The organism is Deinococcus hopiensis KR-140 (genome assembly GCF_900176165.1).
GTDB classification, from domain to species: Bacteria; Deinococcota; Deinococci; order Deinococcales; family Deinococcaceae; genus Deinococcus; species Deinococcus hopiensis.
The window spans coordinates 184,054-208,539 of record NZ_FWWU01000006.1 but is presented as its reverse complement, the minus strand read 5'-3'; the positions used below and the strand labels follow the sequence as shown (position 1 = coordinate 208,539).

The window sequence follows — 24,486 nt, the reverse complement described above, 5'->3', positions numbered from 1 at the left end:
GGCGTTACGGTCCTTTGGAGGATGGGGAGACAGACGGACGGGGCGGCTTCGGCGACCCGTGCCCCACCTGAAGCAGGCCCTAACGCTGCGCGAGCAGTGGCGGACGCTCCGGCATCGGGCGCCCAGCTGGGCACGGGGGTGAGCGTCTTTTTTCGCCTCCACCGTTCTGCTTACAGCAACTCGGTTGGCGGGTGACGCCCGCTCTCTGTTCGGCTGGAGCGCGCGACAGTGCCCGTATTTGAGCTGGGCTGCACCTGCTTCTGGCCATGTCAGGGCTGGGGGTGCTCTCTCGCCCCACACTTCTAGGGCATGTGTCAATGTGCGGACTTCTTTTTGACCGGGTTTGGCAAGCGAACCTGAAGGCGCATGGAGGAGAATGGAAGCCGTGAGGGACGCCCTTCCACGCACGGCGTCATTCAGATCAATGCTCTAAGTGACCGTCCCTCGCACACCCCAGGCACGTAAAGCCATCAAGATCTCACCGTCAGGTCCTGTGGGGAGCCGGTCACGAATGGCCTCACGGATGCGGTCACGGGTCTCCGCATCCAGCGTCGCTACGTAACGTGGAGCAGAGCCCGCACCACCCAAGAACGGTGTCCAATACGCTTCAAAGTTCTCAAATGCCGCTGGAACGTCCAGGGACGTGACATTCACAGAGCTCAGCCCTACTTCCTGAAGCGCACTTCGCAACGCCTCTGGACGACAGATGGGAGCGTTTATACCATCGTCGTACGTTGCGGCATGAGGGTCAACGGTGCGGGCGGCCTCGAAGAAGTGCCGCATGATCTGCATATGGCCGGCGTAGTCCCACACATACAGGGCCACCTGTCCGCCCGGACGTACGAGCCGGGTCATCTCACGCAGCATCAGCGAAGGGTCCCGAGTAAAGTTGAGCACCAGCCCGCTGACGGCATAGTCAAAGGAAGCTGCAGGAAGCCTGCTGTCCGTCGCGTCCCCTACCTCGAACGTGGCTTTTGAGACGAGGGACCTGGCCCGCTGAATAAATGCTTCGGAGGTGTCGACACCCACCACGCGTTCAGGCTGGCACAGTTGTGTCACCCCTGAAGTGAGAGCTCCGGTGCCGCACCCGAGGTCTACCCAGTCCCGGCCCATTTCAGGGGTGAGCCACTTCAGGAACAGCGGTGCGACGTCACGGCTCCAACGACCCATGTATTGCTCATACGCATCGGCCGTACTCCAAAGGCCCTTTCGGTTGTCCTGAGTCATGTACCATCCTTTCCGCGGTGGGCTCGTGGGCGGACACCATCGCAACGCAAATTCCCGGAAGACCTGTTTCTCGGCATAAGCCGGTTTGGGCCAGAGCGGCGTCCAGTCTGTGGGTCTGGCCGTTCACGACCTCCTGCAAGTGGGTCTCCCGCTCCGTCTCCTTGTGTCAGGGGCGGGGCCATACAACCAACTGGAACGTGCGTTGTGACATTTACCGTGGGTCACCTGTGACACTCTACCGTTCAGAGGGTCTGCTCTTCTTTCTCCGCATTCGCGTTGAGAAGCACACCAATCCAATCCAGAGGGATCCCTGATGTCAGAGCTGCCTGTCCTTTTGTCCGACCTTCGGCTCTTACGCCAGATCATTGAATCCTCGACTGTCGGGACTGTGGTCACTGACGCTCTCCAAGATGACCAACCGATCGTGTTTGTCAACCCAGCCTTCGAGCGTCTGAGCGGTTACTCAGCCGCCGAGCTTCTCGGTCGGAACTGCCGCCTCCTGCAGGGACACGACCACGATCAAGCCGGTGTGGGTGAGCTCCGCCAGGCGATCGGGCAGCAGCAGAGCGTGACAGTCACCCTACGCAATTACCGCCGGGACGGCACGCTGTTCTACAACGAGTTGACGCTCAGCCCAGTTCGTGACCCGGCTGGAACGGTCACGCACTTCGTGGGTTTCCAGAACGACGTGACGGCGCGCGAGGAGGCGAGGCTCCACGAGGCCCAGCTTCTTCTGCAGCTGACCTCTACCCTTGGACGGATGACCGACGGCTTCGTCTCACTGGACCGGAATCTGAACCTCATCTACCTCAATGCTGCGGCTGCCAGCATCTCTGGAAAGCGCCCAGAAGACCTCACGGGTCACGACCTGCTGACGACGTTCCCGGAACTCGCAGACACGGACGTGTTTCGGGCCATAACGCGGGCCGCCAAGACGGGGGCCGTTCAAAACGCCGTGAGCCATATGGAGCCGTACGGCACGATTGACGTGACCGTCTACCCGGCCGAGGACGGCATTGCTGTCTTTACCCGGAATGTCACGCAGCAGCATCAGCTGCAAAAAGAGCTCCGTGTCAGTGAGGAGCGCTTCTCGAAAGTCTTTCAGGCCAGCCCCATGCCTATCGTCATTACTCACTGGAGTGATCAGCGGTTGATTGATGTCAACGAGGCGTTCCTGCTTCAGGTTGGCTGCCAGCGCGAAGAAATCGTTGGTCGAACCTTTAGAGAGTCCGGAATATGGGATGACAACCCTGACCACGACAGGCTCTCCAGCGCCTTGCACGAAGTGGATTCGGTACGCAGCCTTGAGGTGCACCTGCGCACCAGGTCTGGCAAGGCACTCCACCTGGTCATCTCAATGGTGAGGGTAGAACTGGACGGCGGAACTTGCGTCGTGAGCCTTGCCCGCGACGTCACTCTTGAGAGGGCGGCGCAGCGGGTCCTGGTCGAAAGCGAGCAGCGCTACCGCCGGATTGCGGCTCAATTGCAGCGGACGCTGGACCTGTCGCTGGACATGATCACGTCTTTCGACGCCGAAGGTCGCTTCGTGACGGTTAGTGCGGCCTGCCAGCAGATTCTCGGCTACACCCCGGAAGAGCTCCTCGGCCGGCCCTATCTCGACTTCGTCCACCCGGATGACCGGTCCATGGCAGCTCGGGAGGACGCCAGCATTACGGCAGGAACGGCCACACTCGCCTTTCAGAACCGCTATCTCCACCGGAGCGGCGCGGTGGTGTGGATCGAGTGGGTGGCGGTCGTCCTGCCTGGGGACCCGGTGATGTACTGCGTCGCTCGCGACATCACTGCGCGCCGGGCGGCCGAAGAGGACCAGGCGTATCTGGCGGCCATCGTGCAGGCCAGCCAGGACGCTATTCTCGGGGTGTCGCTGGACGGCACCATCCGGTCATGGAACGCTGGGGCTGAGCAGCTCTACGGTTACCCGATGGCAGAAGCGGTGGGTCAGCCGGTGACATTGATCGTCCCGCCGGAACGTCGCGGTGAGGAAGTGGAGATGCTGAGGCGGGCCGGGCGAGGGGAGTCACCCGGTCCCTTTGAGGCTGTGCGCGTGGCAAAGGATGGCCGCCAGATCCCGGTGTTCGTGACGGTTTCGCCGATCCGCGACGCCGTGGGTGAGGTCATTGGCGTGTCGAAGATCGCGCAGGACATCACCGAACGCCACATGGCAAGAGCCGAGATTCAGCGCCTCAACGAGTACCTCCAGCAGCAGTTGCGTCACGTCACAGGCCTGCGCGAGATCGATCAGGCCATCGCCTCGACCCAGGAACTCTCCGTCACCCTGGGCATGATACTGGACAACATCGCGCAGGAACTGGGTGTGGACGCGGTGACCCTGCTGCTGCTCGACCCTTATACCCTGAACCTGGAGTACGCCAGCACCCGGGGGTTCACGACGCCGCTGCAGGGCTCAACCGTGCGCGTCGGTACTGGTCTGGCGGGTGAAGTGGCGTTGAGCCGCAAGGCCCTGAGCGTGCCCGACCTTCAAACGGCTCCAATCTCACCAGCATGGCGCGGCGTTCTGTTGAGAGAGCAGCTGATGAACTATTACGGCGCGCCGCTGCTGGCCAAAGGGAAGGTGCTGGGCGTGATGGAGGTGTTGCACCGGCAACCGTTCGAGCCGTCTGCGAGCTGGTTGGCGACCTTCGAAATGCTCACGGCCCAGGCAGCCATCGCTGTGGACAACGACCGGCTCTTTACGGAGCTGGACCGCAAGAACCTGGAGTTGCGCCTGGCCTACGACGAGACCATTGAGGGTTGGGCACGGGCGCTGGACCTGCGCGACAAAGAGACAGAGGGCCATTCCAGACGGGTGACGGAGATGACGGTCGAGTTGTGCCGCCAGCTGGGACTTTCCTCCGACCAGCTGGTGGATGTGCGTCGGGGCGCGCTCCTGCACGACATCGGGAAGATGGCGATCCCAGATGCAATTCTCCTCAAGCCTGGGAAGCTCACGGACGAGGAATGGGTGGAGATGAAAAAGCACCCGGGCTACGCGGTGGAGTTGCTTTCACCCATCAAGTTCCTGCGCCCGGTTCTGGACATTCCGCAGTACCACCACGAGAAGTGGGACGGGAGCGGTTACCCATTTGGCTTACGCGGTGAGGCCATCCCGCTGACGGCCCGGGCGTTTGCAGCGGTGGACGTCTATGACGCGCTGACCAGCGACCGCCCCTACCGCGCCGCGTGGACCAGAGAGCGGGCCCTGGCGCATATTCAGAGTGGGTCGGGCACCCACTTTGATCCGCGGATCGTGCAGGACTTCTTCGAATTGCTCGCGGTCGAATCCAGAAGCTGACGCTGGGCAGCTTTGAAAGTTTCGCAGCGCAACTTCCTTTTGTTCCCTTGCATGACCCGCGTGTGCAGCTGGGCATCCCGGGGACTCTGAAAGCGGCGCGCGACGTCGTGGGGCGGTCAAGCCGCCTCCACTGGCGCACTGCGCCCTGCGACGCCTGATCCGCCACAACCGCGCGTCATGACCTGCCACGTCCACCACCTGGTGGACGCGGAGAACGTGAATCCCTTGCAGTATTCGGACCATTCTGCCCCGGGAACAGGCCCCATGCTCCCCTCCTGGATCAGGTCGAGGAAGCGCATTCCCCGGTTGTTGTCCTTCTTCGTCACGCTCACCTCCAGGTGGAGCTTGGTCTCGATCAAGTGCTGTTTCCCAGTTGGCCCGTCCCAGGGACGCAGATGAGGGTCCGGCGCTCCCGGTCATTCAAGTTGGCCTCCGCCTCCAGGCGCCGGGCCTCCTCGCCCACTTCCCCATCTGCCGGGAGAGTTCGGTCTCCTCCCTGTGGGTGAGGAGGGGAACACGGCCAATTTCTTGCAGGTACTGCCGAACAGGGTCTGTGCCGGCCTCAAGCGGAACGTCTGTCCGTTCGGGCATCGCGCCGCCTCTCCCTTCAGGCTCGGCGGCCAGTCCCTCCTTTCCGTCGTCTTCCGCCAGTGCGCCGAGCGTCTCCGCAGTGGCAGATGTTTTTTCGGTTGGCAGCGCTGCAGTGCGCTTGCGGGCGCGTGGGGAGACCGTCATCTACTCCATCCTGAAGCGCAGACGCCTGAGCTGCCCGCGTCCTCGCTCTTACGGCGCGCAGGCCAAGGGTTGCACCCATTGGGGAGGCGAGTATCCTTTCGTGCTGCGGCGCGAAGAAATCTCGGATGCGCAGTGGAAACGTTTGCAACCCCTGCTGCCACCCTTCCTCGGCCTGAGACGCGCGTATCTTGAGCATCGACCGATCGTCAGCAGCACCGTGTGGGTTCTACGAACGGGTGCTCCATGGCGAGATGTTCCTGAACGGTTTGGCACATGGACGACGATTCGACGCCCTTCCGCCGTCCGGGTGAAGCTGCGCAGCGGGTCGCACGCCCCGAGGGAATGCCCCGCCGGAGGTAGGGCCTGCAGGGAGGCTACCAGAGAGGCCGTCACGCCTCCGCCTCCCCTTCCCCGTGGCAGTCGGGGCAAGTGTCCATGCCGGCGAACTGGGAAGGATCACGGTCCGGACCGATCTGCACGGTGCACTCCCCCCCGCAGGTTTTGCACTCCCCCATCTCGGGGAGCGGAGGCAACCACAGCACCTTCCGGCACTCCGCCGCCCGAACCAGCCACGAGGCCCCACTGCCCACAAGCGTAGTGGCGGACCAGGGCGGCGTCCTCAGCGGTCAGGGCAGCCCGGCTGGTCACCTCGGCGCCCAGCGCCTTCAGCACTTCCGAGGCCAGCGCCCCGCCTGGAGACCGTCCGCCAGCCCAAAGGGAAGTGACCTCTCCCCTCCCCTACCGCGCCAGCGCTCGGAGGAACGCCTCACCCGCTGGGGCCCGCTCCTCCGCCAGCCGGACGCGCATCAGCGTTGCCTGAGCACTTTGACGTCAGGCACCGCGAGTTCACCCACGCCCCAAAAACTCCCCTGTACTCAACGTTTTTCCCGCAACCACCGACGCTGCTGCTCTACCACACGGTGTGCTTCTTGGGCCGTTTCCTGCGCCATCCTTGCGCTCAGCCCTGTATGTGATGCAGCGTCAGCGAGACGGGCGAGCTCGACGCTGCCCAGCCGCGTATTGACTCAAGGATGACGTGACAGGACCTCAAGGAGGTCCTGCCCGCGTCCACGGCTTCCCGCTTCCTGGGCTGCGTGATAAATCACTCCATGTGCCGCCTGCCGTCCAATCTTGTGTCCCAATTTGGGCGTCACGGCCTCGGCACTGATCGGTCCTCCGGAGCGGTTGACGTTCTCGGTCATTCGTTCGGGGGGCACCTGCAGCCCTCGGATAACCTCCTTCAGAAGGGTGAGAACTTCGTCGGTGAGGCTGCGTCCCCGCTCCAGCGCAATATCCATCATCGCGGACCTGGCCCCCCTGACTTCTTGCGGCTGGAGCATGGCGTCCAAGGGTTTCACGCACTTCGCCAAACGCCACAGCCATCCGTCGCGCGACTTCTTCCGCCATCATCGCCGCTGTGGAGGCACCATCCCCAGGAGGCAAACGAGCTCTGCAAAGTGGTCCACGGGATTGCGGGCGGGCAGTGTCATGGGGGTCAGCAGCCTGGGCTGGAGTTGGTCGAAGCGCACGAGGTGACGCATCAGGCCTCCGGCCCAGATGGCGACCTTCAAGCCAGAGGTGATGGGGACCGCCCGCTGGCCATGGGTTCGGCCAGCCATCACGTTCTCCGAAGTGGTTTTAGCCAACTCGGCGAGCGCCTCCAGGACGCCTCAGCGGTGGGTGCCAAGAAGCTGCAGGGCCGTTCGGAGACGGGGGACGAACTGTTTTGGGTGGTGGCCCCCAGTGAATCAGCCCCCGGCAAGGTTCGCCGACCACGCGCGCCCGTTCGGAGATCAGGGGCATAAGTCGATGTGCCGTTCTGCGTTCACCGGCAGTGATTCGGTTAAGGTCGAGGTGGGCGGCGGCCGCAGCGGCCTGTTGGGCCGCCTCTTGCGGAATGACGCCGAGGTGGGAGTGCGCGCAACTTCAACAACCGGGTACCGCTGCCGATGGACGGGGGGAGAGAACAACGGCTGCATGCCAGGCGTGTTGAGAGAACTCAACGTCCATGAGGAGGTCAGCTTGGGACAAGCTGACGTATTTCACTGCTCTGTACGGGTGCGGGCGACGCAAATCGTCTTTCCTTCAGCACCAGCGTGACGGTGAGCGTCCCGCTCCCACCGACGAGTTGGTGGTCAACCAGGTGGCGGTGCTGGCAGACAAGAACGCGAATCACCGGGCAGAACCATCAATAGAAATGGTTAGCGGTAGCGCTCCTGCAAGACCTGAAGGTGAGCGCGTTCGTGGCCGAGCATGCTGTAGGCCAGCGCCCGTACCGTAAACGGGTTGCCGCCAGCGGTTCCCCGGCGCTCCCAGGCTGGCAGCGTCAGGTGACGCAAAAACAGTTCGTGGCTCCAGCGCACTGCCTGAAATTCGGCCAGTAGGCTTTCGAGCGAGCAGGCATCAAAGTCGCTGACCGCCATCCAGTCATCTTGCTCGAAAGGTGGCAACTCGGCGGTGTCATTGCGAGCAAAAAACAGTGCCCGCTGCCCGAAGACGCGCTCGGTATCGGTCATGTGTCCGATGACCTGCTTTACGCTCCACTTGTCTGGTGCGTAGCGGACACCGGGGTTGCCAGCAAAACGCAGGATCTGCTCGGCAGTCACCGCGCCTTGCTGCCGCATGGCGCTGAGCAGATCATCTTCGGGCACCAGATCGATGTAGCGGGCGTAAAAGGAAGCGTACTCGGTGGGCTGTGGTCTGGTCATGGGTGGGCCTCGTTTGAACAGCATCATCGGGTCAGGCCGGGCTTTACGGTGACCCACCGAGTAGACAACCCCAGAGCCGCTTTTCAGCGCTGGTCTTCTGGGCGCGCCGGTGGGCTTTCCGGCCGCACGGCATACCAGCCAGGTGGCGCAAGATTGGCAATGGCCTGCGCCTTGCCTCAAAACGCCGGTCCTGTTGGAATGACCGGGCGTGCTGGTATGATCTCGCCCCTTTCCACCTGGGCACCGGGTGCGGGCGCCTGCGCTTGAATGGCCCCCGCCATCCCCCGGAGGCCCAGGCCGGAGTGGCAACCCGAGGGGGAATACCTCTTCCCTCCTCCAACGAGGCCAGCTCCCGCGCCAGCCGCCCGTGCGCCCATCTCCCCACCGCCAGCCCGGGCACGACGCCGAGCGGCTGCGCCGATTCGCCCTCCAGACCCGCGAAGTCCCGACGCTTCGCTCACCCCGCGAAGGCCGCCTCGAAGCTGCGGCGCACCGCGGCGGCCACTGCCCCGCGCGAGAGGGGCACGTCGGCGGCACAGTGCAAAACAAGACCCACCAACCATACCGTCGTGCGCACGTTTTCCACCGTTTCGGTGGTCCCGCGCATGGTCTCCCGGGGCTGGCGACGCAAAATCGGTGCTGGACGGACGCGGGGATCAAAGTGTGCACGATGGGCAAAACCTCCAGGGAACAGTAGAAAAGCGCTGGGACAGGATGGGAAGGCTCCCGCAAGTTGCGAGGCAAAATCGGCGAAAAAATTGGGTGGGTCTCTCTCCCCTCACGTTGGGCGAAGGCCCAGGGGGCACGCTCCACCCGCAGCCGCTCACCCTGGGCTTCGGGCTACCGAAGCCCGGGGCTACGTTCTCCTCCCCCCCCGCAGAGCTGCCCAGTTCCAGGCTGTCAGTCTGTCCGCCGCTGGGGAGCGGGCGCACGGGCTTCATCCGGTTTCAGCCGACCGGGTTCACCTGCACCGGTACGGCCGCACCGGGCCGCCGCTTGAGCGCCTGTTGCAGGACATCCCGCAGCCGGCCTTCGAGAGGCCGGTCGCCGGTGGGACAGTCGGTATTCGCTTCATTCACGGGCGGACGGTGGGTCTGTTTCGCGTCCCACTGCCGTCTTCATGCTGCACAGCAGAATGCACCCGAAAGAAGGAAAGACGCGTCCACTCGGCACTGAAGCAAACGGCGGACTACCGCGGCAGCTTGCTCCCCCATTGACCTTCCGGCGGCCGGAACGTTTAGCGTGCAGGGGCATGCAAGGACGACTGGTCATCTCCCGTTTTGCCCTCCTCACTGGACTTCCGCCGAAGGCGCTGAGGTACGACGACGAGATTGGCCTTCTGCATCCCCGCTTGGTGGACGAGACCCTCGGGTACCGGTATTACAGCGCTGCTCAGGTCGGCCTTGGCGTTCGTATCCAGCAGGGCGGCCGATGGACCTGCCCTTGGAGGACATCCGCCAGATGATTCAGTCTCCCGCACATGCAAACGAGGTGTTAAGGGAACACGAGCAGCGCTTCCGTGAGGAGATCGCTTCTCGCGAGCGCGCCCTGCTTCACCTCCGCACTTCGCTTCAGGAGACCGTGATGGAATACCGCCTCGAACACCTGCCAACCCTTCAGACACTCAGCGTTCGCACCGTGCTCCAACCCCCGCACTATGAGGTCATTCCAAAGGCACTTCAGGAACGGATGGTCTACAAGAAAGTTCGGGGGTACGCACTCACCGCCCCCAGCTTTTTCATACACCACAGTGAAGTTGAGGGCGAGAAGGGCGTTGTGGAAGTGTGCCTTCCTGTTACGGGCACCGTTGAACCTCAGGGACGAATCGGGGTGCGCACCTTTGAAGGCAGGCCTGCATTTATTGGACAGGTTGTGGGACCGTATGACGAAACAGGGGAGGCGTACACCGCTGTGGTGGAGGAAGCCTTGCGGCGAGGGCTGAACATCACGGGGAGCACGGCTGAGATCTACGTGAAGCGTGTTCCGGATACCCCCGATCCTCAGGCGTATGAGACCGACATCGCTTTTTTCCTTCTGCCTGAGTAACGGTTTGCCACGGAACGACGGGGAGTTGCGCCGTCAGGACCGCATCGAAGGGAGCAGCCGGCGGGGACGGTGAGCGCGTCCAGCTGCAGGTGTGGTCGCTGCCGGGCAGACGCGCGGAGAGCGGGCCCGCTCCTACCGCTCGCGAACGGCTGTGGGAAGCTCAACGAGCTCGAGGATCGTGCCGTCGGTATTGTGGAGGTAGACCAGGCGAGCACCAACCGGACCAGGCCCTTCCTCGACCACGGCAACCTTGCCCCGTACCCGCCAGCCCCATGCGGCGCTGAGCTGCACGAGTTCATCCAGATCGGTGACCTTGAGCGCGAGATGCCACGAACCGATATCAACCGGGCTTGGCCGGTACGTCTCACGGCCCTGGGGCGCAACTGGCTGATACAGCTCAATGGTCTGGCCGCCCTTGCTCAGCATGGCGATCTTGCTGCGGATGCCGGGGACGCCCGTCTCGTCTTCGGGTAACGAACCACCGATCTCTGCCTTTCCTTCCAAGGTAAACCCGAGGACCTGCTGCCAGAAGTCAATCTGATGTTGCAGATCACTGACCGCGATGGCCGTGTGGACGATTTCCAGGACATTCTGAGGAAGTAGGCTTTGATTTGTCATCGGCGGCTCCTTCCTCAACAGCCTACTGGGAACGGCCCGGCACCCAGCGGGACAATGCGCCGGGTGGTCACCAAGGATGCGCTGTCTCGCCCCCAGATGGTGCGCCGTTCCTGTTCAGCGCGCGTGTCTTTGGCAGCCAAAGACCGCCGAACAGGATGGGCTTCTCCCCTCTCCGGGCGGCCTGTTTGCCCCGCACGCAGGCCTTGATCTTTAGGCTGTTCACCCAGGCGGCGTTGTGAGCCAGGTTCTGCCCCTTGCCGGGGGTGCCAGGGCGGATCAGGAGTTGCTTCCCGGGTGGCGGACGCCGAACGGGTGGTCCCAGGCCCTGCTCGCTGCGTCCACCCGACCGCGCAGGGCGGCGGCCTCCACCTCCCCCTGCAGGGCGGGCGCTGCGGGCCTTCTCCAGCGCCGCGTGGTGACCGGCCTCCCAGGACCGCAAGGCCCTTCCTCGTGGTCCAGGGTGGGCCGCGTGACCTCGAAGGCATCGGCGGCCGGAGGGGAGCAGGGATGGGCATCTGCGCCGGAGCCCCGCTGGGTGCCGGGCCGTCGGTGAGGGCCGGTTCGGCGACCGGCGCAGCTTCGGCCGCGGCAGCGTCCTTCGTCTCCGGCGCTGCGGCAGCAGGGCGCGGACTTCGGTTCCCATGGGCGTGACCCTGCGGGGGGCGACGTGGGCAGCGCTGCCTCCCTGGCCGTCTCCGGGTTGCTCGTCCATACCGACGAGCAGGTCGAAGTTCTCCGCCTGGGCGGCGCCCACGGCCCCTTGTGCAGCGGTGAGGGCGGCCATTTGGATGTCGGTCATGGCTGCCTGCTCTGTTTGGAGCGTCCGTCGTGTGCCCTTATGTGGCGTGAAATGCGTGACCAAGGCGGGAAAAGCGGCTCCCGCAAGGGCAGCAAAGTCAATGGAACGTGCCATGCCAAATGGATGAAGCGCTGGTGGAGCGGAACGGCCTCCGCCCACAGCCATGATGACCGAGAACTGAACAGGTAGGGACGCTGCGGGACGCTTCCAGGAGCGTTCAGGAGGGCCTTGGCAACGTGAAGCCGAAGGTGGCTCCCTCGTTGAGCACGCTACGCGCGAAGACGGTGCCGCCATGCCGGGCGATGATCCGCCGCACGTTCGCGAGCCCGACGCCGGTCCCCTCGAACTCTTCATGCCGGTGCAGGCGTTGAAACACACCGAAGAGTTTGTCCGTATACCGAGGGTCAAAGCCCACACCATTGTCCCTCACAAAAACCGCCCACTCCTGCGTGCGCTCCTCCGCCCAAATCTCGATGTGGGCCTCTGGCCGCGTTCGGCTGTATTTCAGAGCGTTGGACAAGAGGTTGATCAGCACTTGGCGCAAGGTCGTGTGATCGGCAAGCACCAACGGCAGGGGTTTGACGCTCCACACCACATGCTGTTCCTGAATCTCAGGTTCCAACTCCGAGCGCGCTGCGGTGATCAAAACTTCCAGGTCCACCAGGCCCATCACAAGAGGTTGGCGTGAGGTGCGCGACAGGTCCAGCATCGCGTCAATCAGCGTGTTCATCTGTTCCGCTGCCGTGTTCACGATTCCCAGGTATCGCGCTGCCTTGGCCTCCGCCGGAAGGGCCAGTGTTTTTCGGAGCAGGTCATTAAAGCCTTTGATGTGCCGCACGGGGGTCCGCAAGTCGTGTGAAACGCTGTACGTGAAGGCTTCAAGTTCTTCATTGGCGGCTTCAAGCCGGGCGTTGCTGCGTTCCAGATCTCGCGAACGGGCGTCCAACTCAGCGACGCGTTCAGCCCGCTCCAGCGCCAGACCCAGGCTGCGGCCCACTGCCGTGAACAGGGCGCGGTCGCTCTGCGTCCACTTCCGACGTTGCATCGTCCCGATTGTGAACATCGCAAAGGGCTGACCTGCTTTAAAGTACGGGTATAAGGCCGCGGCTCCGTACGCATCAGCAGGTGAGATGCCCTCCCGCTGGCCATCCCAGCCGTCAGCAAATACCGGCTGAGCAGTTTGAACGGCGGTGACGAAACTCGGTGTGTCACGGGCGAATCCCAGGCGTGCGGCGGTCACGATCTCCGGCGTCAGGTTGTCGGAGAGCACCCGGGCTTTCCAGAGTCCCTGCTGCAACTCGTAATACACCACGCTCACTTCGGGAACCGAGGCCTGTAAGACCTCCTGCGCTCGGCGTGCCAGGACCTGCAGTTCTGTTTCGGTTCCGACCGCCTCCGTCAATGCCACAAACGCATTTAACGCCGCCCGGCCTTCCAGTTGCCGGGCCTGTTCCGCCCGGTCGAGCGCTCCCCCCAGGCTGCGCCACAGCGCAGTGATGACAGCCCTGTGTTGCTGGGTCCACACGGGCTCGTCCTGCCGTCCTACTGCCAACATGCCGACCGGTTGTCCCTGCTGAAAGTAGGGAGCCAGCACGCCCGCCTTGAACGACTCGGTGTGTGGGATTTGCTGCGCGTCACAGTCCCAATGGTCGATGAAAATAGGCGTTCTGGTCTGAACCGCGCGCTGATAAGCCGGCGTGTCCTGCGGTAATCCGGCCCTCAGGACCTGTTCGAGGGGCTCAGAGACATCAGCGAGCTGCGCCGGAACCCAGACCCCCTCTTCCAACACGTAGTAGGACATGAACAGGTCTGGGAAGGTGGCGCGCAAAACGTCGTTGGCACGCTGGGTCAGGGTCGTGACGTCCGTGTTGAGGCCCACCGCTTCGGTGAGGGCCACAAAAGCGGTGAGGGCTTCTGCCTGTTGATGAAACTGGGTATTGAGTGCCAGGCGGTCGAGGGAGAGGGCGCACTGGCCGGCGAGCGTTTGGAGGAATTGGCGTTCCTGAGGGATGAACTCGTGAGGTTGAGTAAACACCAGGACGATGACGCCAAGAGGACGGTCCTGAAGGAAGATGGGGATCACGGCTGTGGCGACGACATTCACGCTGAGGGGAGGACCGGTGAGCTCTGGGTAGGCGGCCAGCAAGGCGTCCTGGTGCTCGAAGTAGAGGGCTTCGTGCCGCTTGAGGCAGTCTTCAGTGGGGGAGAAGGTCTCGAAGGTTCCATCTTGCCAGAGGGTCTGTTCGCCTTCGGCATAGCCTTGTGTATCGGCGACCCGTAAGCCGTTACCGCCCTCGTGGACGAGGAGGACGACGCCTGCCCTGGCTTTCAGGGCTTGCAGGGCGGGATGCAAGATGACGTGAAAAACATCGGCCTGGTTGGTCGCGGCCGCCAGGGCTTCCGTCACCCCTTGCAAACGCTCTGCGAGCGACTGCCCTTTGGACGAATGTTGGGGCTCGGTCATGAGGCACAATAGCCTGGGGCGGAGCCAGAGCTGGCCGCCCAGTGTGTTTGACGCGTTTGCGGCTTGAGGGAGCGGAGGGGAGGCAGGACCCCAGTTCAGGCGCGCTTCGGCGAGCAGCGCCTGGGCGGCACGGTGCTTGTCGACCACACGGCAGATCCGTTTCCGGCGTGTGGTGCGTTTGGTAGCAGCGCTGGGCCAACTGGCCACGCGGGCGAACGTAGGCGGCCCTGATCTCACGGTCGTGCCGCTTGGAAGCCCCGGAGGGAGCAAGGCGAGCAGGCTGGAGCTGCGTCATGCCGGAACGGGTGGCGCGTACGGCGGTGTGGCGGTCGATCTGAAGTTGTATGGGCCGCGCTGCTCTGTTTCCTGCCCGGCTGGTGTGTCGGAGACGTGCAAAGAATGTGCGCCGGAGGGCAGGAGAAAGCCGCCCCGGCGGAGCGGCGCGAAGCTGGTCAGCTTGGCTTTCCCGGTAGATCTGAAGGGCGTGCAGGTGAGACCGCCGTGCGGCCCAGCCGGTCGTCGGGGAGCACCACGTGGGCGAAGTCGGTGATGAGAATGGGGAAGAGGTCAGGGATACGGGCGGTTTCGAGCTGAGCGGTATGGGCGCTCTGCTTGCCGCCTGGGCGGCGTGGCGTTTCTGTACAAGTTGTGCGTCAGAGACGGCGAGAACTGTTCCTGAGCTGGGGCGGTCTTACCGGTAAGACCAGGCGTCAGTCCACGGCCTCCAGAGCCTGACGCAGGGGCTCTGGCATCCTGTCGAGCCAGCGGTCGATGGCTTTCTTGGCCTGGGGGTCGAGGCCTGCGAGGAAGCGGCGACTCCCGAGTTTCTGGGCCACCCGGGTCGCCCGCGAGGTCTCCTCCACGGGCACCGGCTTGCCCAGCCGATCGGCCTCCGCGCGCAGGTTCGAACGGCTGGCGCCGTTCTGCGCCAGCGCGATGAGGGCCGCGTGGTGCTCCTCGGGCGCAGCGGCGATCACGCCCGCAAGGGTGTAGGGGAGACCGCCGCGCAGGGCCCCGAGCAACGTGGGGGGCCAGTTCAGCACCCGCAGCTTGTTCTTGGCGAAGGCCGTCCACGTCTCGCGCAGGGGCGCAAACAGGGCGGTGAGGACCTCGGCCTCCTCGCCCGGCTCCTCCTTGGTCAGCCGGATGAGGCGGGAGCGGGCCTCCTCGCGCGGCAGGCCCAGGGCCACCGCCACGAGGTCGAGCTTCCCGTCCACCTCGTCAATGATATTCAGGTCCTCGCGCTGAAGGTTCTCGACGAGGGCCGCAGCCCTCGCCTCCTGGTCCGTGAACGTCCGAATGACCACGGGCACTTCCGTCAGCCCCGCCAGCTGGGCGGCGCGCCACCGCCGCTCCCCGGCGACGATCTCGTGCCCGTCCTCCACCGGGCGCACCAGCAGCGGCTGGAGGACGCCGCGCTCCCGCATGCTGGCCGCGAGCTCGGCGAGCCCCGCCTCGCTGAACGCCCGGCGGGGCTGGGACGCGCCTGGCCGCAGGGCGCCAATCGGGAGCGTGCCGGTCGGCAGGGCCGCCTTCCCGAGCGCCGCCGTCTCCCCAAGCAGCGCGCCGAGGTCCGCCTTCAGGGGTGGGCGCTTGCGGCTCACGCCCGGACCTCGTAGGGCACGCCCAGAACCTGCGCAACGCTGGCGGAGAGGCGCCGCACATCCTGAGCAACTGGGCTGGTGGGGGCATAGAGGACCACCGGCTGTCCGGCAGCCGACGAGTCCATCCACACGGCCTCCCGCTGGGGCACGGGGTCAGCGAGGGGGGAGAGGTAGGCGCGCAGCTGCTCGAGCACCTCGCGGTCGTGGCTCCGGCGGGCGTCGTGCATGGTAGGGACGTACAGGCCAACGTGCAGGTCGGGCCGCAGGTCGTGGTACAGGCGCAGGACCGCCTGGAGCCCAGGCAGGGCGTCCAGGCCCTTGTGCCGGGTGGGGATGGGGACGATGAGCTGATCGGCGGCGAGGGCGCCAAGGGCGGCCAGCTGGCCCACGCTGGGCGGGCTGTCGATCAGCACCACGTCGTACTGGTCCTCGACCGCCCGGAGGGCCTTGCGCAGCGCCATGACCGCCCCGATCCGTCCGGGCATCATCGCCTCGGCGAGGGCGAGGTCCACGCGGGAGGGGATGAGGTGCAGGCCGTGAACGGCGCGCGGTGCGGGGAGGGGCCTGCCCTCGGTGGCGATGGGCTGGACTGTCTCTTCGAGCAGCACGTCCGTGACGCCCATCCAGGTGGTGAGGTTGGCCTGTGGATCGAGGTCGATGAGCAGGACGCGGTTGCCCGCACGGGCCAGTTCGTAGCCGACGTCGCGGGTGAGGCTGGTCTTGCCCGCCCCGCCCGCGTGGTTGAACACAGTCGCGGTATTCACGGACCGCACCATAACCTGTTTCTAAGGCAGTCTTACCGGTAAGACCAGATGCGGGCGGGGCAGGGGCACGTGCAAGATGGCCGTGCAATGCAGATCTGGGCAGATCTGGGAACCGAGGGTCTGGAATGATTCCGGCCGGTGGTGCAGCCTGGCGACGCGCTTCACCTTCTGCAACGACGCCCCTGCCTGGGCGCCGCCGTGATCTGACCGGACAGCGGCTGCCAGATTACCCCACTGGACCAGTGGCGGCTTTCTTGGGGCAAGAGGTCTATCCGACGTTACCGTTCGGCGCAAAGGCTTCACCGGCGCTGAACAGTTGCCTTTGAGCTTCGCGCCCCTCCTTGGGCGGAAGGGGGGAGACGTTCTCCTCATCTCCCCGTCGGTACCGGTGACCGGCAGGACGCAGCGCCGGTTGCGCGGGACCGCCCCTCCGCGCAACCGGCGGTAACCATACGCGTGGAGCAGACTGTGAGGATCCACCCGTCGCCCCGCGGCGCAGGCGGCATGTGCCACAACCGTCTTGTCGACGGGGAGGGACGAGGGCGGGTGTGCTCCGGTGCGGCACCTGCTGTGAGAACGCGAAAGTCCCGGGCCATCGGGGTTTTACTCGTCAGGCGCGGCGTTCATGGCCTCCAACCCGCTGCACAGGCTTTTTTGTGTATTGGGCCAGCTCCGGCCCTATACGGAGCGTCAGGTCCAACCCAGGTCGCCAAGCGAGTGACTTTTTCAGGTCCACCCAAGACCGAATTTTAGACCTGGCCGACCTGGGGCCTTTCTCTTGACACTGAACCCTATCCGGGGCACCAGGCCTGGACCACAAGAAAAGTGCTGAGAACCCCGCGCCTGACGATACGGCCCAGGAGGTACGTCATGCTGGTTCTCGGAATGGATGTTGGAAAACGTGAACTCTATGCCTGTCTGCAACAGGGATCCACGTCATCACCCGCCATCCTCGGTCGTCGAGGCCCAGTCGCCAATACAGCTGGCGGATGGGCGCAGCTGACGACGTGGGTGGAGAAGCAAGCCAAAGGAGACACAGTCCACATGGTCATGGGGGCGACCAATGTGTACTGGGAGCGTCCTGCGCACCATTTTCATTTTCGCCGTGTTAGTTTCCAGGTGAGCGTCGTCACCCCAGCTCAAATCAAATGTTTTGCCCTGTTGGTCTTGCGACGTGGAAAGACGGCTGCCATGGACGCTGAAATCATCGCGTGGTACGGCCTCGTCATGCAGTCAGCAGTATGGACACCTCTGGCTCAGGTGAGGACTGAGCTCAAGCAATTGACGCGAGAACGGGAGACCGTGCTGGCCCGACGTACTCAGGAGAACAACCACCTGATCGCGTTGAAAGATATGGAGCACGCCTCTTTGCTGGCACTTTCTCTGCCTCAGGGGCGTTTGGAACTGCTCCAGCGCCAGGTCGATGAAATTGAAGCAGCGCTGAACGTGCTTGTCCAGCAGGACGCCCATCTGGCGCAGCAACTGAAGTTGCTGCTCAGTGTCCCTGGATTCGCGTTGATCTTGGCAATCACGGCCATCGCGGAAACCGAGGGCTTTGCCCAATTGACGACCGGGAAGGAAATTTCAGCGGCGGTGGGAATGGTTCCAGCGCCGCAACAATCGGGAGCCTGTCAAGGTCGAGGGAGGATCTTCAAAACAGGGAATGCCAGACTGCGGCGGATGGCGTATCTCTCCGCGCTGGGGGCGTCAAAATCACACAGCCGCTTACGGACGTACGACCGCAGTTTGAGGGAAACGGGGAAGCCAGCCAAAGTGGCCTTGATCGCCTTGGTGCGCAAACGGCTCTGTACCGAATTGGCGGTCGTACGGTCCGGGAAGCCATACGATGACGCGTTTCTTCGTCCCCACGGCGGTGCTGGCCCCACATCACCGCAGGACTTGACCCCAGCCCGGTGAAACCCAATCTAAAATAGCTGGGGACCTGTTTCCCCGCACCCTGTACCCCGCGCGCTCCTGCTCAGTCTGGCGCCGCTTCCCGGACGGAGCGCTCGGTCACAGGCACCGTGGAAAGCCAGAACTGAAGCGTGCTTTGCACCAGCTCGCAGAAGGCGGTCAGCATCATGGGCTTGGCGAGATACGCGTTTGCTCCTGCCTCGTAGGCCCGTAGGGCGTCGCGCGGATGGGACGAACTGCTGTAGACCACGACGGGCACGGCCAACCACTCCGGCCGTTGCCGTAACTCCGCCAGGACCTCCAAAGCGCCCTTCCGGGGTGTATTCACGTCCATCAGGATCAACCGGGGGGGACCATACGTTGGATCGTCCAGGAGGCGCAGCGCTTGCTCGCCGTCATCCACCACCCTCAGGCGCACCGGGGGCGAGAAGTCGGCTACGGCTTCCTCCACCAGCAGCACATCCCCTTCGCTGTCCTCCATCAACAAGACGTCCACGGGTGCCGTCACGCCGTCTCCGCTGAGGGGAACATGAGGTGAAAGGTGCTTCCGCTGCCTGGGGTGGATTCCACCCAGATGCGGCCCCTGTGGTGCTCGACGATTTTCTTCACGATGGCCAACCCCATTCCGTTGCCTTCATACTCATCCCGTACGTGGAGACGCTGAAAAATCTGGAAGACGCGCTCAGCGTACTCAGGCTCAAATCCGATGCCGTTGTCCTGCACCGTGATGTGCCACACCTTACCCTCATTCACGGCGCTGACGTGAATCTCAGGCGCCACCCCCTCACGGCGGAATTTGACCGCGTTGCCGATCAAGTTCTGAAAGAGCTGCGTGAGCTCGGATGGATTCCCGACGATTGTGGGCAGGAGACCGTGCGTGACGGTGGCACGGCCCTGTTCCAGAGCGGCGTGAAGGCGCTGGAGGGCCTCATTCAGCGGCCCGTCAAGCGCGACGGCAGCGTGAGGTTCGCGCACGGCGTTGAGGCGCGAGAACACCAGCAGGTCGTCGATCAGAACCTTCATCCGCTGTGCGCCGCCGCTGACCAGGCGCAGATACTGCCGGCCCCGGTCGTCCAGCACTTCACTGTACCTGCGGTCGATCAGCTCGGAGAAGCTCGTGATGGTCCGCAGCGGTTCCTGCAAGTCGTGCGACGCCACATACGCGAACTTCTCGAGTTCAGCATTGCTACGCTCAAGTTCCTGCGTGCGCTCCTGCAGTTCTCTGGTGCGCTCCTCCACCCGGCGCTCCAGCAGGTTGTGACTGTCGTGCAGCTGCTGATAGAGCCGCGCATTGTCGACCGCGACCGCAGTTTGCGCCGCGAGGCCAACGACGAGGTGCTCGGCACGCTCGGTGAACACCTCCGGCTCAGGATGGCCGAAAAAGAGCCCGCCCAGTACCTCTCCAGAACGCGAGGTGACGGGGACCGCCAGGTAACTGCGGACGGGCAGATGCCCCTGCGGCATCCCGTGATAGGGAGCGTTTTTCCCGTAGCGGGGATCCTGGGTAATGTCGGCGACGCGCACCACGCCTTCCCCGGCGAATGTGGGACCGAAGACCTGGGTGTTGCGCGGCATGGGAAAACGGGCGAACGCTTCGCGCGGAACGCCGGAGAGGGTGTAGAGGGTATAGCTCTCCTGGCGTTCGTTCACGACGTTGTAGAAAAACGCTCCGAACTGCGCTCCGGTGAGTTCGACGCCCGCGTCGGTAACGGCCTGGACCAACCGGTCGAGGCGAAGTTCGGCCGACACGAGTTGGTTGACCCGGTTGAGCGTGCTCAACAGCTCTGCCTGCTCCTGCAGGTGGGCGGAGAGCCGGACGCGCGTCAGTGCCTGCGTGGCCTGCTCGACGAGCGTGTCCAGAAACTGGCGTTCAGCTTCACCGAACTGGCGGACTTCCTGAAAACTCAGGCACAACACGCCCCACAGTTCGTCCTCCAGCATGAGGGGAAGGGCGGCGAGACTTCGCGTGGCCTCGGCGCGTACGCCCACAGAACCGGGATAGACCTCATCGAACGTGCTCCCGCTCACGAACACAGGGGTTCGCCGTATGGCGGCGTCACACGGAGGAATCCCAAGAGACAGCGGGAAGCGCTCGAACCGGGCGCGGAGTTCCGGCGTGTAGCCCACCTCGTCGAGGAGGTGGAGATGTTGCCCATCTTGCGAGGGTGCGACGAGGGCGCCCATATACGCGCCGGCGGCGGTGACCGCTTCGCGGATCAGGAGTTTCACGACGTCTTCGGACCGGACGATCTGGGAAAGCGCCACGGTGAACCGCTGTAAGGCTGCCGTATGGTGCTGCTGCGTGATGTTCTGCAGGTAAACGCCGATACCCGAGGCGTTCGGGACCACCTGGACCTGGACCCAGCCGCCGTAGGAAGGATTGAAAGCGTCGTAGCGGATGGGGCGGTTCTCCTCGCGCGCGCGGCGGCTCTCCTCAAGCCATTTGGCACTGAAGGCGTGCGCGAAGTCCCTTTCCAGAGACCGGCCGATCAGTTCAGGTGGTGTCAGGCGCACCATGCGCGCAGCGGCGGCGTTGGCGTACGTAAACTGCCCGTCCAGGTCAAGCGTGAAGAAAGGATCGTCGATGGTGTCCAGCACGGAAGCCAACGCCGCCGGAACGAGGACGTGCTGAGGGTGGGTCATCGGCGAAGAACCTGAACTGGGGAGCAGAACTCGGGAAGGAAGGGCACGGCTTGGGGAGTGTAGAGCAGGCGACCGCTGTAACACTGCGGTGTGATGCGGACCACGGTGCTGTGGTGGGCCCGAGCACCTTCTCCCGCCGCTCTCCATCGCCCTGTGGGGTCCTCGGGGGGCCTGCGCGCCCGGCCGCGTCATTGGGCCGCGTTCACCGCTGTGCCTTTTTCCCCAGTCCCCAGCAGTCCTGGCACATCCGCCGCGCCCCGGCGCACGGCAATGATGGCGCGCAAGAGAGAAGAGCGCCGCACGCGCCGGGAGAAGACAGGGCAGAGGGCCTACCAAGCCGAGCAGGACCCCAAAGAAGGCGGCCCGGGGGCCGCCTTGATTCCCTCGGCGCGGATTACACACATACCCGGTGATATGCACCGCACGCGGGTCCTGCTGCAGGGGCACGGCCTGAAGGCCACGGTCCGCGGTTTCGGTAACCTCACCAATGAGGGGCTGGCACCCACGGGCAAGTGGCCTGGAGTTGAGGGCCAGGACACCTGCTGCACCGCACGTCAGCCATGAAGGGCGCTGCGCAGGTAACGGTGTCGGAGAGGGGCAGGCACGGTGGTCCGGGTGTGTGAAGCGTGGAGATTCGGGCAGACAAGGCGAGGAATGTCTGGGTCCGTCATCGCCGCTTGAAGCCCAGGTGGTGCCGCGGACAGGTGGGACGATGCAGTGGGTTCGTCGGCGAGGATTGACGGTGAGGTCCGGTGGCTCGCCCACAGGAAGCCGTAGCCGGTGCCGTTTTCACGGCCAAAGCCCACCTTGACCCCACGCCGGACTTCTTGTGGGTCAGGTCACCTTTCCCGATGAAGTCCAGGGTGTTCTCGTCTGTGAACACCGCGCTGACGGCGACGTCGCGGCTGACGGTCCTGACGTCCTTGCCCCCGGACGTTGACGGAATCCGCGGTGCCGCTCAGGTCGCCGCCGACGCCGGCGGCGGGGAAGGGGTACTGGAACAGCGTGAAGTTCGTCCGGCCCGTGGTGCTCGCCCACACCTCACCGCTCAGGCTGACGCCACCGTCCAGGGCTGCCGAAAGGGTGGGCGGGAAGACAGGAAGGTGCGCAGGTTTTTCCTTGCAGACGGAGGGCGGAAGAGGAGGATGCGCGCCGGCGGTCGGCGCTCACCCTCCGGGGGTGCCAGGCGGGCGTGCTGTGGCCGCAAGTCCAGGAGGAGTGCCAGGCTCCGTTTGCCGCCACCCGGGGTGGAAGCGGGTGATTCGCCCGTGATTGGCCTCCTGGCCCGGCGGGGAAGGGGCTTGCGGGCGGCGCCCTCGCTCACACCCTCGGGCGGCCGATCGGTAACCTTGCTGCCCTCCATCTGCACGTGCCCTGCTCACAGACGGGGGGTGTGGTGGTGCGGCCGCAGGTCGTCAGGAACAGCGTCCGCATGGGCGGGGCCGCCCGGATTGAGGCTGCAAAGCGCCCCCCGGCATGGATGCGGGAGGAGAATGGATGGGTGCTCCCGCTGGGGTGTCCCGGGGGCGTCCGGCAGCCGAGCAGTTCCGTAAAATCCCCTCACCCTGGGTCCCGGGGCCTGCTCCTGTGCGAGTCGGATCGGCGCGCGTTTCCCGCACACCAACCCGGCTTCTGAAAGAACGGGAGGGCAAGCCACCTTCCCTTTCCAAATCACGGCCCAATCAGGCCGTGTGGAGCACGGTGTCCTTGCCCAACGGCAAGGAGACCCCCATGACCAGACGACTGACCTTCAGCACACTGCTTCTCACCGCCCTGCTCTCGGCCTGCACCACGGGCGGCACCGGCGGGCCGCCCAGCATCAAAAGCATCGAACTCACCCCGGCGAGCGCCAGCGTGGGGGTCGGGGGAACGGTGACCCTCAGCGCCACCGCAAGGGACGGACAGGGCAAGGTCGTCCCCAACGTCGCCTTTCTCTGGAAGTCGAGCAGCGAGACCGTGGCAAAGGTGGCGGGAGGCGTCGTGACCGGCCTGAGTGCCGGAATGGCGGGCATTACCGCCAGCGCAGATGGCGTGACGGGTCCAGCGGCGAACGTGACCGTCACCGGAACGCAGCCCCAGCCCAACGGCAACTTCGACCTGAACCTGTCCGGGGACAAGCTGCCCATCGTCACGGGAACGGCCGCCAGCCTCACCGTGAACGTCACGCGCAAGAACGGCTTTACCGGGGCCGTGACGCTGAGCCTGGGCGGCCTGCCCGACGGGGCGAGCGCCGCCCCCATTACCCTGGCGCCAGACCAGGCGAGCGCCACAGTCACGGTGGGCGCAGCGGCCAACGCCCCGCATTCGCAGCCCACCGCCGTCACCCTGAGCGCAGCGGCGACGGGCGCAGCCACCGTCATGAAGGCCCTGACCGTCACGGTGCGCGGCCCGGCAGGCAGTCTGGACACCACCTTCGGCGCGGGCGGTATCGCCGTCACGCCGGTCGGCGCGGGTGAGGACGTTCCCTACGCGGTGGCCGCGCAGCCCGACGGCGGGTTGACCGTGGTGGGCAGCAGCGCGAGCAACGTCTCCGACGACTTTACCGTGGTGCGCTACACCCGCGACGGCGCGCTCGACGCGACCTTTGGGAGTGGCGGCAAGGTCAGCATCGACTTCGCGGGGAAAGCGGACATCGCCCGCGCGGTCGCCCACCAGAGTGACGGCAAGATCGTGGTCGTGGGCGGAGTGACGAATGCTGGAAACGAGGAGCGCTTCGGTGTGGCCCGGCTGAACGCGAACGGCACCCTTGACAGCAGTTTCGGACAGGGCGGCAAGGTCGTGACCGCTTTTGCGGGCAGCGGTGCGGACCGGGCCTCGGCGGTCCTCGTGCAACCGGACGGCAGCATTGTCGTGGGAGGGCACGCAAGCCTCTCCAGCAGCGCCTCGGGGATGGATTTCGCCCTCGCGCGGTACACCGCTGTGGGGGTTCTGGACGCCTCGTTCGGCAACGGCGGCCAGGTCATCACCGCCATGACCCCGGGAGGTGCGGCGGACGCCGTCCACGCCCTCGCGCTTCAGGGCGGCAAGATCATCGCGGCGGGCGGCGAAGGCGACTTCAAGGCCGCGCGGTACACGGCGTCGGGAACCTTGGACGCCTCTTTCGGTACGGGCGGCAAGGTGAGTTCCGTCTTTGGAGGCAGCGTCGCCACGGTCAGTGGCATCGCGTTGGACGCGCAAAACCGACTGGTGCTCGCCGGGCAGAGCCAGAACGACACCGCCGCCGTGCGCCTGAGCGAGAACGGCGCTTTGGACACCACCTTCGGGGATGGCGGCAAGAAGATCATCGCGGTCAATCCGGACAACTGGGATGCCGCTCAGGGAGTCAGCGTACAGGCGGACGGCAAGGTCGTGCTGGGGGGCTGGGTGTACGGCGTGGGCTCGCAGAGCAATTTCGCTGTGACGCGGCTGAACGCGGGTGGGCAGCTTGATACCGGCTTTGGGCAGGGCGGAACGACCGTGACCCCCGTGGCTCCCGGCGTCAAGCCGGACGAGGTCCGGGCGCTCGCACTGCAGACCGACGACCGGATTCCCGCTACCCGCATCGTGGCGGTGGGCGTACGCAACGATTCCAACCAGGACTTCGCCCTGACCCGCTACTGGCCCTGAGGAACGTGGTGATCCCGCGACGACACGCGGGGCACCCTGACCCTC

The 24,486-nt window shown here is 64.8% G+C and carries 22 protein-coding genes and 1 pseudogene; 7 read left to right on the top strand and 16 right to left on the bottom strand.

Annotation, left to right across the window (positions count from 1 at the left end; translation table 11 throughout):
• Nucleotides 1-429 precede the first annotated feature (429 nt).
• Nucleotides 430-1,227, bottom strand: coding sequence for a class I SAM-dependent methyltransferase (locus B9A95_RS07650; RefSeq protein ID WP_084046336.1), 798 nt, complete (start codon nt 1,225-1,227; stop codon nt 430-432).
• Nucleotides 1,228-1,540: 313 nt separating this feature from the next.
• Between B9A95_RS07650 and B9A95_RS07645 the strand changes: the two genes are divergently transcribed.
• On the top strand, nt 1,541-4,540 hold the full coding sequence (locus B9A95_RS07645) for a PAS domain S-box protein (protein WP_084046335.1): 3,000 nt from the start codon (nt 1,541-1,543) through the stop codon (nt 4,538-4,540).
• Nucleotides 4,541-4,656: 116 nt separating this feature from the next.
• Here B9A95_RS07645 and B9A95_RS07640 read toward each other — a convergent pair whose 3' ends face one another.
• Nucleotides 4,657-4,866 carry a hypothetical protein gene (locus tag B9A95_RS07640; RefSeq protein WP_139806576.1) on the bottom strand — a complete coding sequence of 70 codons (210 nt, stop codon included), beginning with the start codon at nt 4,864-4,866 and terminating at the stop codon, nt 4,657-4,659.
• A 94-nt stretch (nt 4,867-4,960) separates the two neighbouring features.
• On the bottom strand, nt 4,961-5,275 hold the full coding sequence (locus tag B9A95_RS07635; protein ID WP_084046333.1) for a sigma-70 factor domain-containing protein: 315 nt from the start codon (nt 5,273-5,275) through the stop codon (nt 4,961-4,963).
• Here B9A95_RS07635 and B9A95_RS36560 point away from each other — a divergent pair.
• A pseudogene (locus tag B9A95_RS36560) lies at nt 5,211-5,555 on the top strand (transposase); the annotation flags it as partial. The gene B9A95_RS07635 and the pseudogene B9A95_RS36560 overlap by 65 nt on opposite strands.
• Before the next feature lie 176 nt (nt 5,556-5,731).
• Here the strand turns inward: B9A95_RS36560 and B9A95_RS35145 are convergent.
• The 6 genes from B9A95_RS35145 to B9A95_RS36135 all read right to left on the bottom strand — a co-directional run bounded on the left by B9A95_RS35145 (nt 5,732) and on the right by B9A95_RS36135 (nt 9,062).
• Nucleotides 5,732-5,947, bottom strand: a complete 216-nt coding sequence (locus tag B9A95_RS35145; RefSeq protein ID WP_245808209.1) for a hypothetical protein — start codon at nt 5,945-5,947, stop codon at nt 5,732-5,734.
• 353 nt (nt 5,948-6,300) lie between these two features.
• Entirely contained in the window at nt 6,301-6,615 is a 315-nt protein-coding gene (locus B9A95_RS07625; protein WP_139806575.1) for a lyase family protein, read from the bottom strand.
• Nucleotides 6,616-6,681: 66 nt separating this feature from the next.
• A complete protein-coding gene (locus B9A95_RS07620) occupies nt 6,682-6,939 on the bottom strand; it encodes a lyase family protein (protein WP_281255830.1) in 258 nt (85 codons plus the stop codon).
• 537 nt (nt 6,940-7,476) lie between these two features.
• On the bottom strand, nt 7,477-7,983 hold the full coding sequence (locus B9A95_RS07615) for a DinB family protein (protein WP_170928504.1): 507 nt from the start codon (nt 7,981-7,983) through the stop codon (nt 7,477-7,479).
• 457 nt (nt 7,984-8,440) lie between these two features.
• Entirely contained in the window at nt 8,441-8,590 is a 150-nt protein-coding gene (locus tag B9A95_RS33405) for a hypothetical protein (protein ID WP_170928503.1), read from the bottom strand.
• Between the two features lie 340 nt (nt 8,591-8,930).
• The gene (locus B9A95_RS36135) at nt 8,931-9,062 is read right to left on the bottom strand and encodes a hypothetical protein (protein ID WP_281255828.1); all 132 of its coding nucleotides are present in this window, start codon (nt 9,060-9,062) and stop codon (nt 8,931-8,933) included.
• Between the two features lie 41 nt (nt 9,063-9,103).
• On the opposite strand from B9A95_RS36135, the gene B9A95_RS36555 reads away from it, so the two are divergent.
• Together B9A95_RS36555 and B9A95_RS07610 are read left to right on the top strand one after the other, a co-directional pair.
• Nucleotides 9,104-9,448 (top strand): MerR family transcriptional regulator, encoded by a 345-nt coding sequence (locus B9A95_RS36555; RefSeq protein ID WP_342744570.1) that lies wholly within the window; start codon nt 9,104-9,106, stop codon nt 9,446-9,448.
• Nucleotides 9,415-10,029: a MerR family transcriptional regulator gene (locus B9A95_RS07610; RefSeq protein WP_245808180.1), complete on the top strand. Its 615-nt coding sequence runs from the start codon at nt 9,415-9,417 to the stop codon at nt 10,027-10,029. The genes B9A95_RS36555 and B9A95_RS07610 overlap by 34 nt, the downstream gene beginning before the upstream one ends.
• Before the next feature lie 132 nt (nt 10,030-10,161).
• Here the strand turns inward: B9A95_RS07610 and B9A95_RS07605 are convergent, their stop codons facing one another.
• The 5 genes from B9A95_RS07605 to B9A95_RS07585 all read right to left on the bottom strand — a co-directional run bounded on the left by B9A95_RS07605 (nt 10,162) and on the right by B9A95_RS07585 (nt 16,278).
• Complete coding sequence (locus B9A95_RS07605) at nt 10,162-10,647, bottom strand: VOC family protein (protein ID WP_084046328.1); 486 nt, start codon at nt 10,645-10,647, stop codon at nt 10,162-10,164.
• Between the two features lie 67 nt (nt 10,648-10,714).
• Nucleotides 10,715-11,446, bottom strand: a complete 732-nt coding sequence (locus B9A95_RS31790) for a hypothetical protein (RefSeq protein ID WP_139806574.1) — start codon at nt 11,444-11,446, stop codon at nt 10,715-10,717.
• Nucleotides 11,447-11,663: 217 nt separating this feature from the next.
• A complete protein-coding gene (locus tag B9A95_RS07595) occupies nt 11,664-13,910 on the bottom strand; it encodes a GAF domain-containing protein (RefSeq protein ID WP_139806573.1) in 2,247 nt (748 codons plus the stop codon).
• Between the two features lie 710 nt (nt 13,911-14,620).
• A complete protein-coding gene (locus B9A95_RS07590; RefSeq protein ID WP_084046325.1) occupies nt 14,621-15,514 on the bottom strand; it encodes a ParB/RepB/Spo0J family partition protein in 894 nt (297 codons plus the stop codon).
• Complete coding sequence (locus B9A95_RS07585; RefSeq protein ID WP_245808179.1) at nt 15,511-16,278, bottom strand: ParA family protein; 768 nt, start codon at nt 16,276-16,278, stop codon at nt 15,511-15,513. The genes B9A95_RS07590 and B9A95_RS07585 overlap by 4 nt, the downstream gene beginning before the upstream one ends.
• Before the next feature lie 870 nt (nt 16,279-17,148).
• Here B9A95_RS07585 and B9A95_RS07580 point away from each other — a divergent pair.
• The gene (locus B9A95_RS07580; protein ID WP_084046323.1) at nt 17,149-18,195 is read left to right on the top strand and encodes an IS110 family RNA-guided transposase; all 1,047 of its coding nucleotides are present in this window, start codon (nt 17,149-17,151) and stop codon (nt 18,193-18,195) included.
• A 61-nt stretch (nt 18,196-18,256) separates the two neighbouring features.
• On the opposite strand, the gene B9A95_RS07575 is transcribed toward B9A95_RS07580, so the two are convergent.
• Together B9A95_RS07575 and B9A95_RS07570 are read right to left on the bottom strand one after the other, a co-directional pair.
• A complete protein-coding gene (locus B9A95_RS07575) occupies nt 18,257-18,700 on the bottom strand; it encodes a response regulator (RefSeq protein WP_245808178.1) in 444 nt (147 codons plus the stop codon).
• Entirely contained in the window at nt 18,697-20,835 is a 2,139-nt protein-coding gene (locus tag B9A95_RS07570; RefSeq protein WP_084046322.1) for a GAF domain-containing protein, read from the bottom strand. Before B9A95_RS07570 ends, B9A95_RS07575 begins: the two co-directional genes overlap by 4 nt.
• A gap of 90 nt (nt 20,836-20,925) precedes the next feature.
• Between B9A95_RS07570 and B9A95_RS34505 the strand changes: the two genes are divergently transcribed.
• Nucleotides 20,926-21,399 (top strand): hypothetical protein, encoded by a 474-nt coding sequence (locus B9A95_RS34505; protein WP_139806572.1) that lies wholly within the window; start codon nt 20,926-20,928, stop codon nt 21,397-21,399.
• 1,167 nt (nt 21,400-22,566) lie between these two features.
• Entirely contained in the window at nt 22,567-24,441 is a 1,875-nt protein-coding gene (locus B9A95_RS07560; RefSeq protein ID WP_084046320.1) for an Ig-like domain-containing protein, read from the top strand.
• The last annotated feature ends 45 nt before the right edge of the window (nt 24,442-24,486 follow it).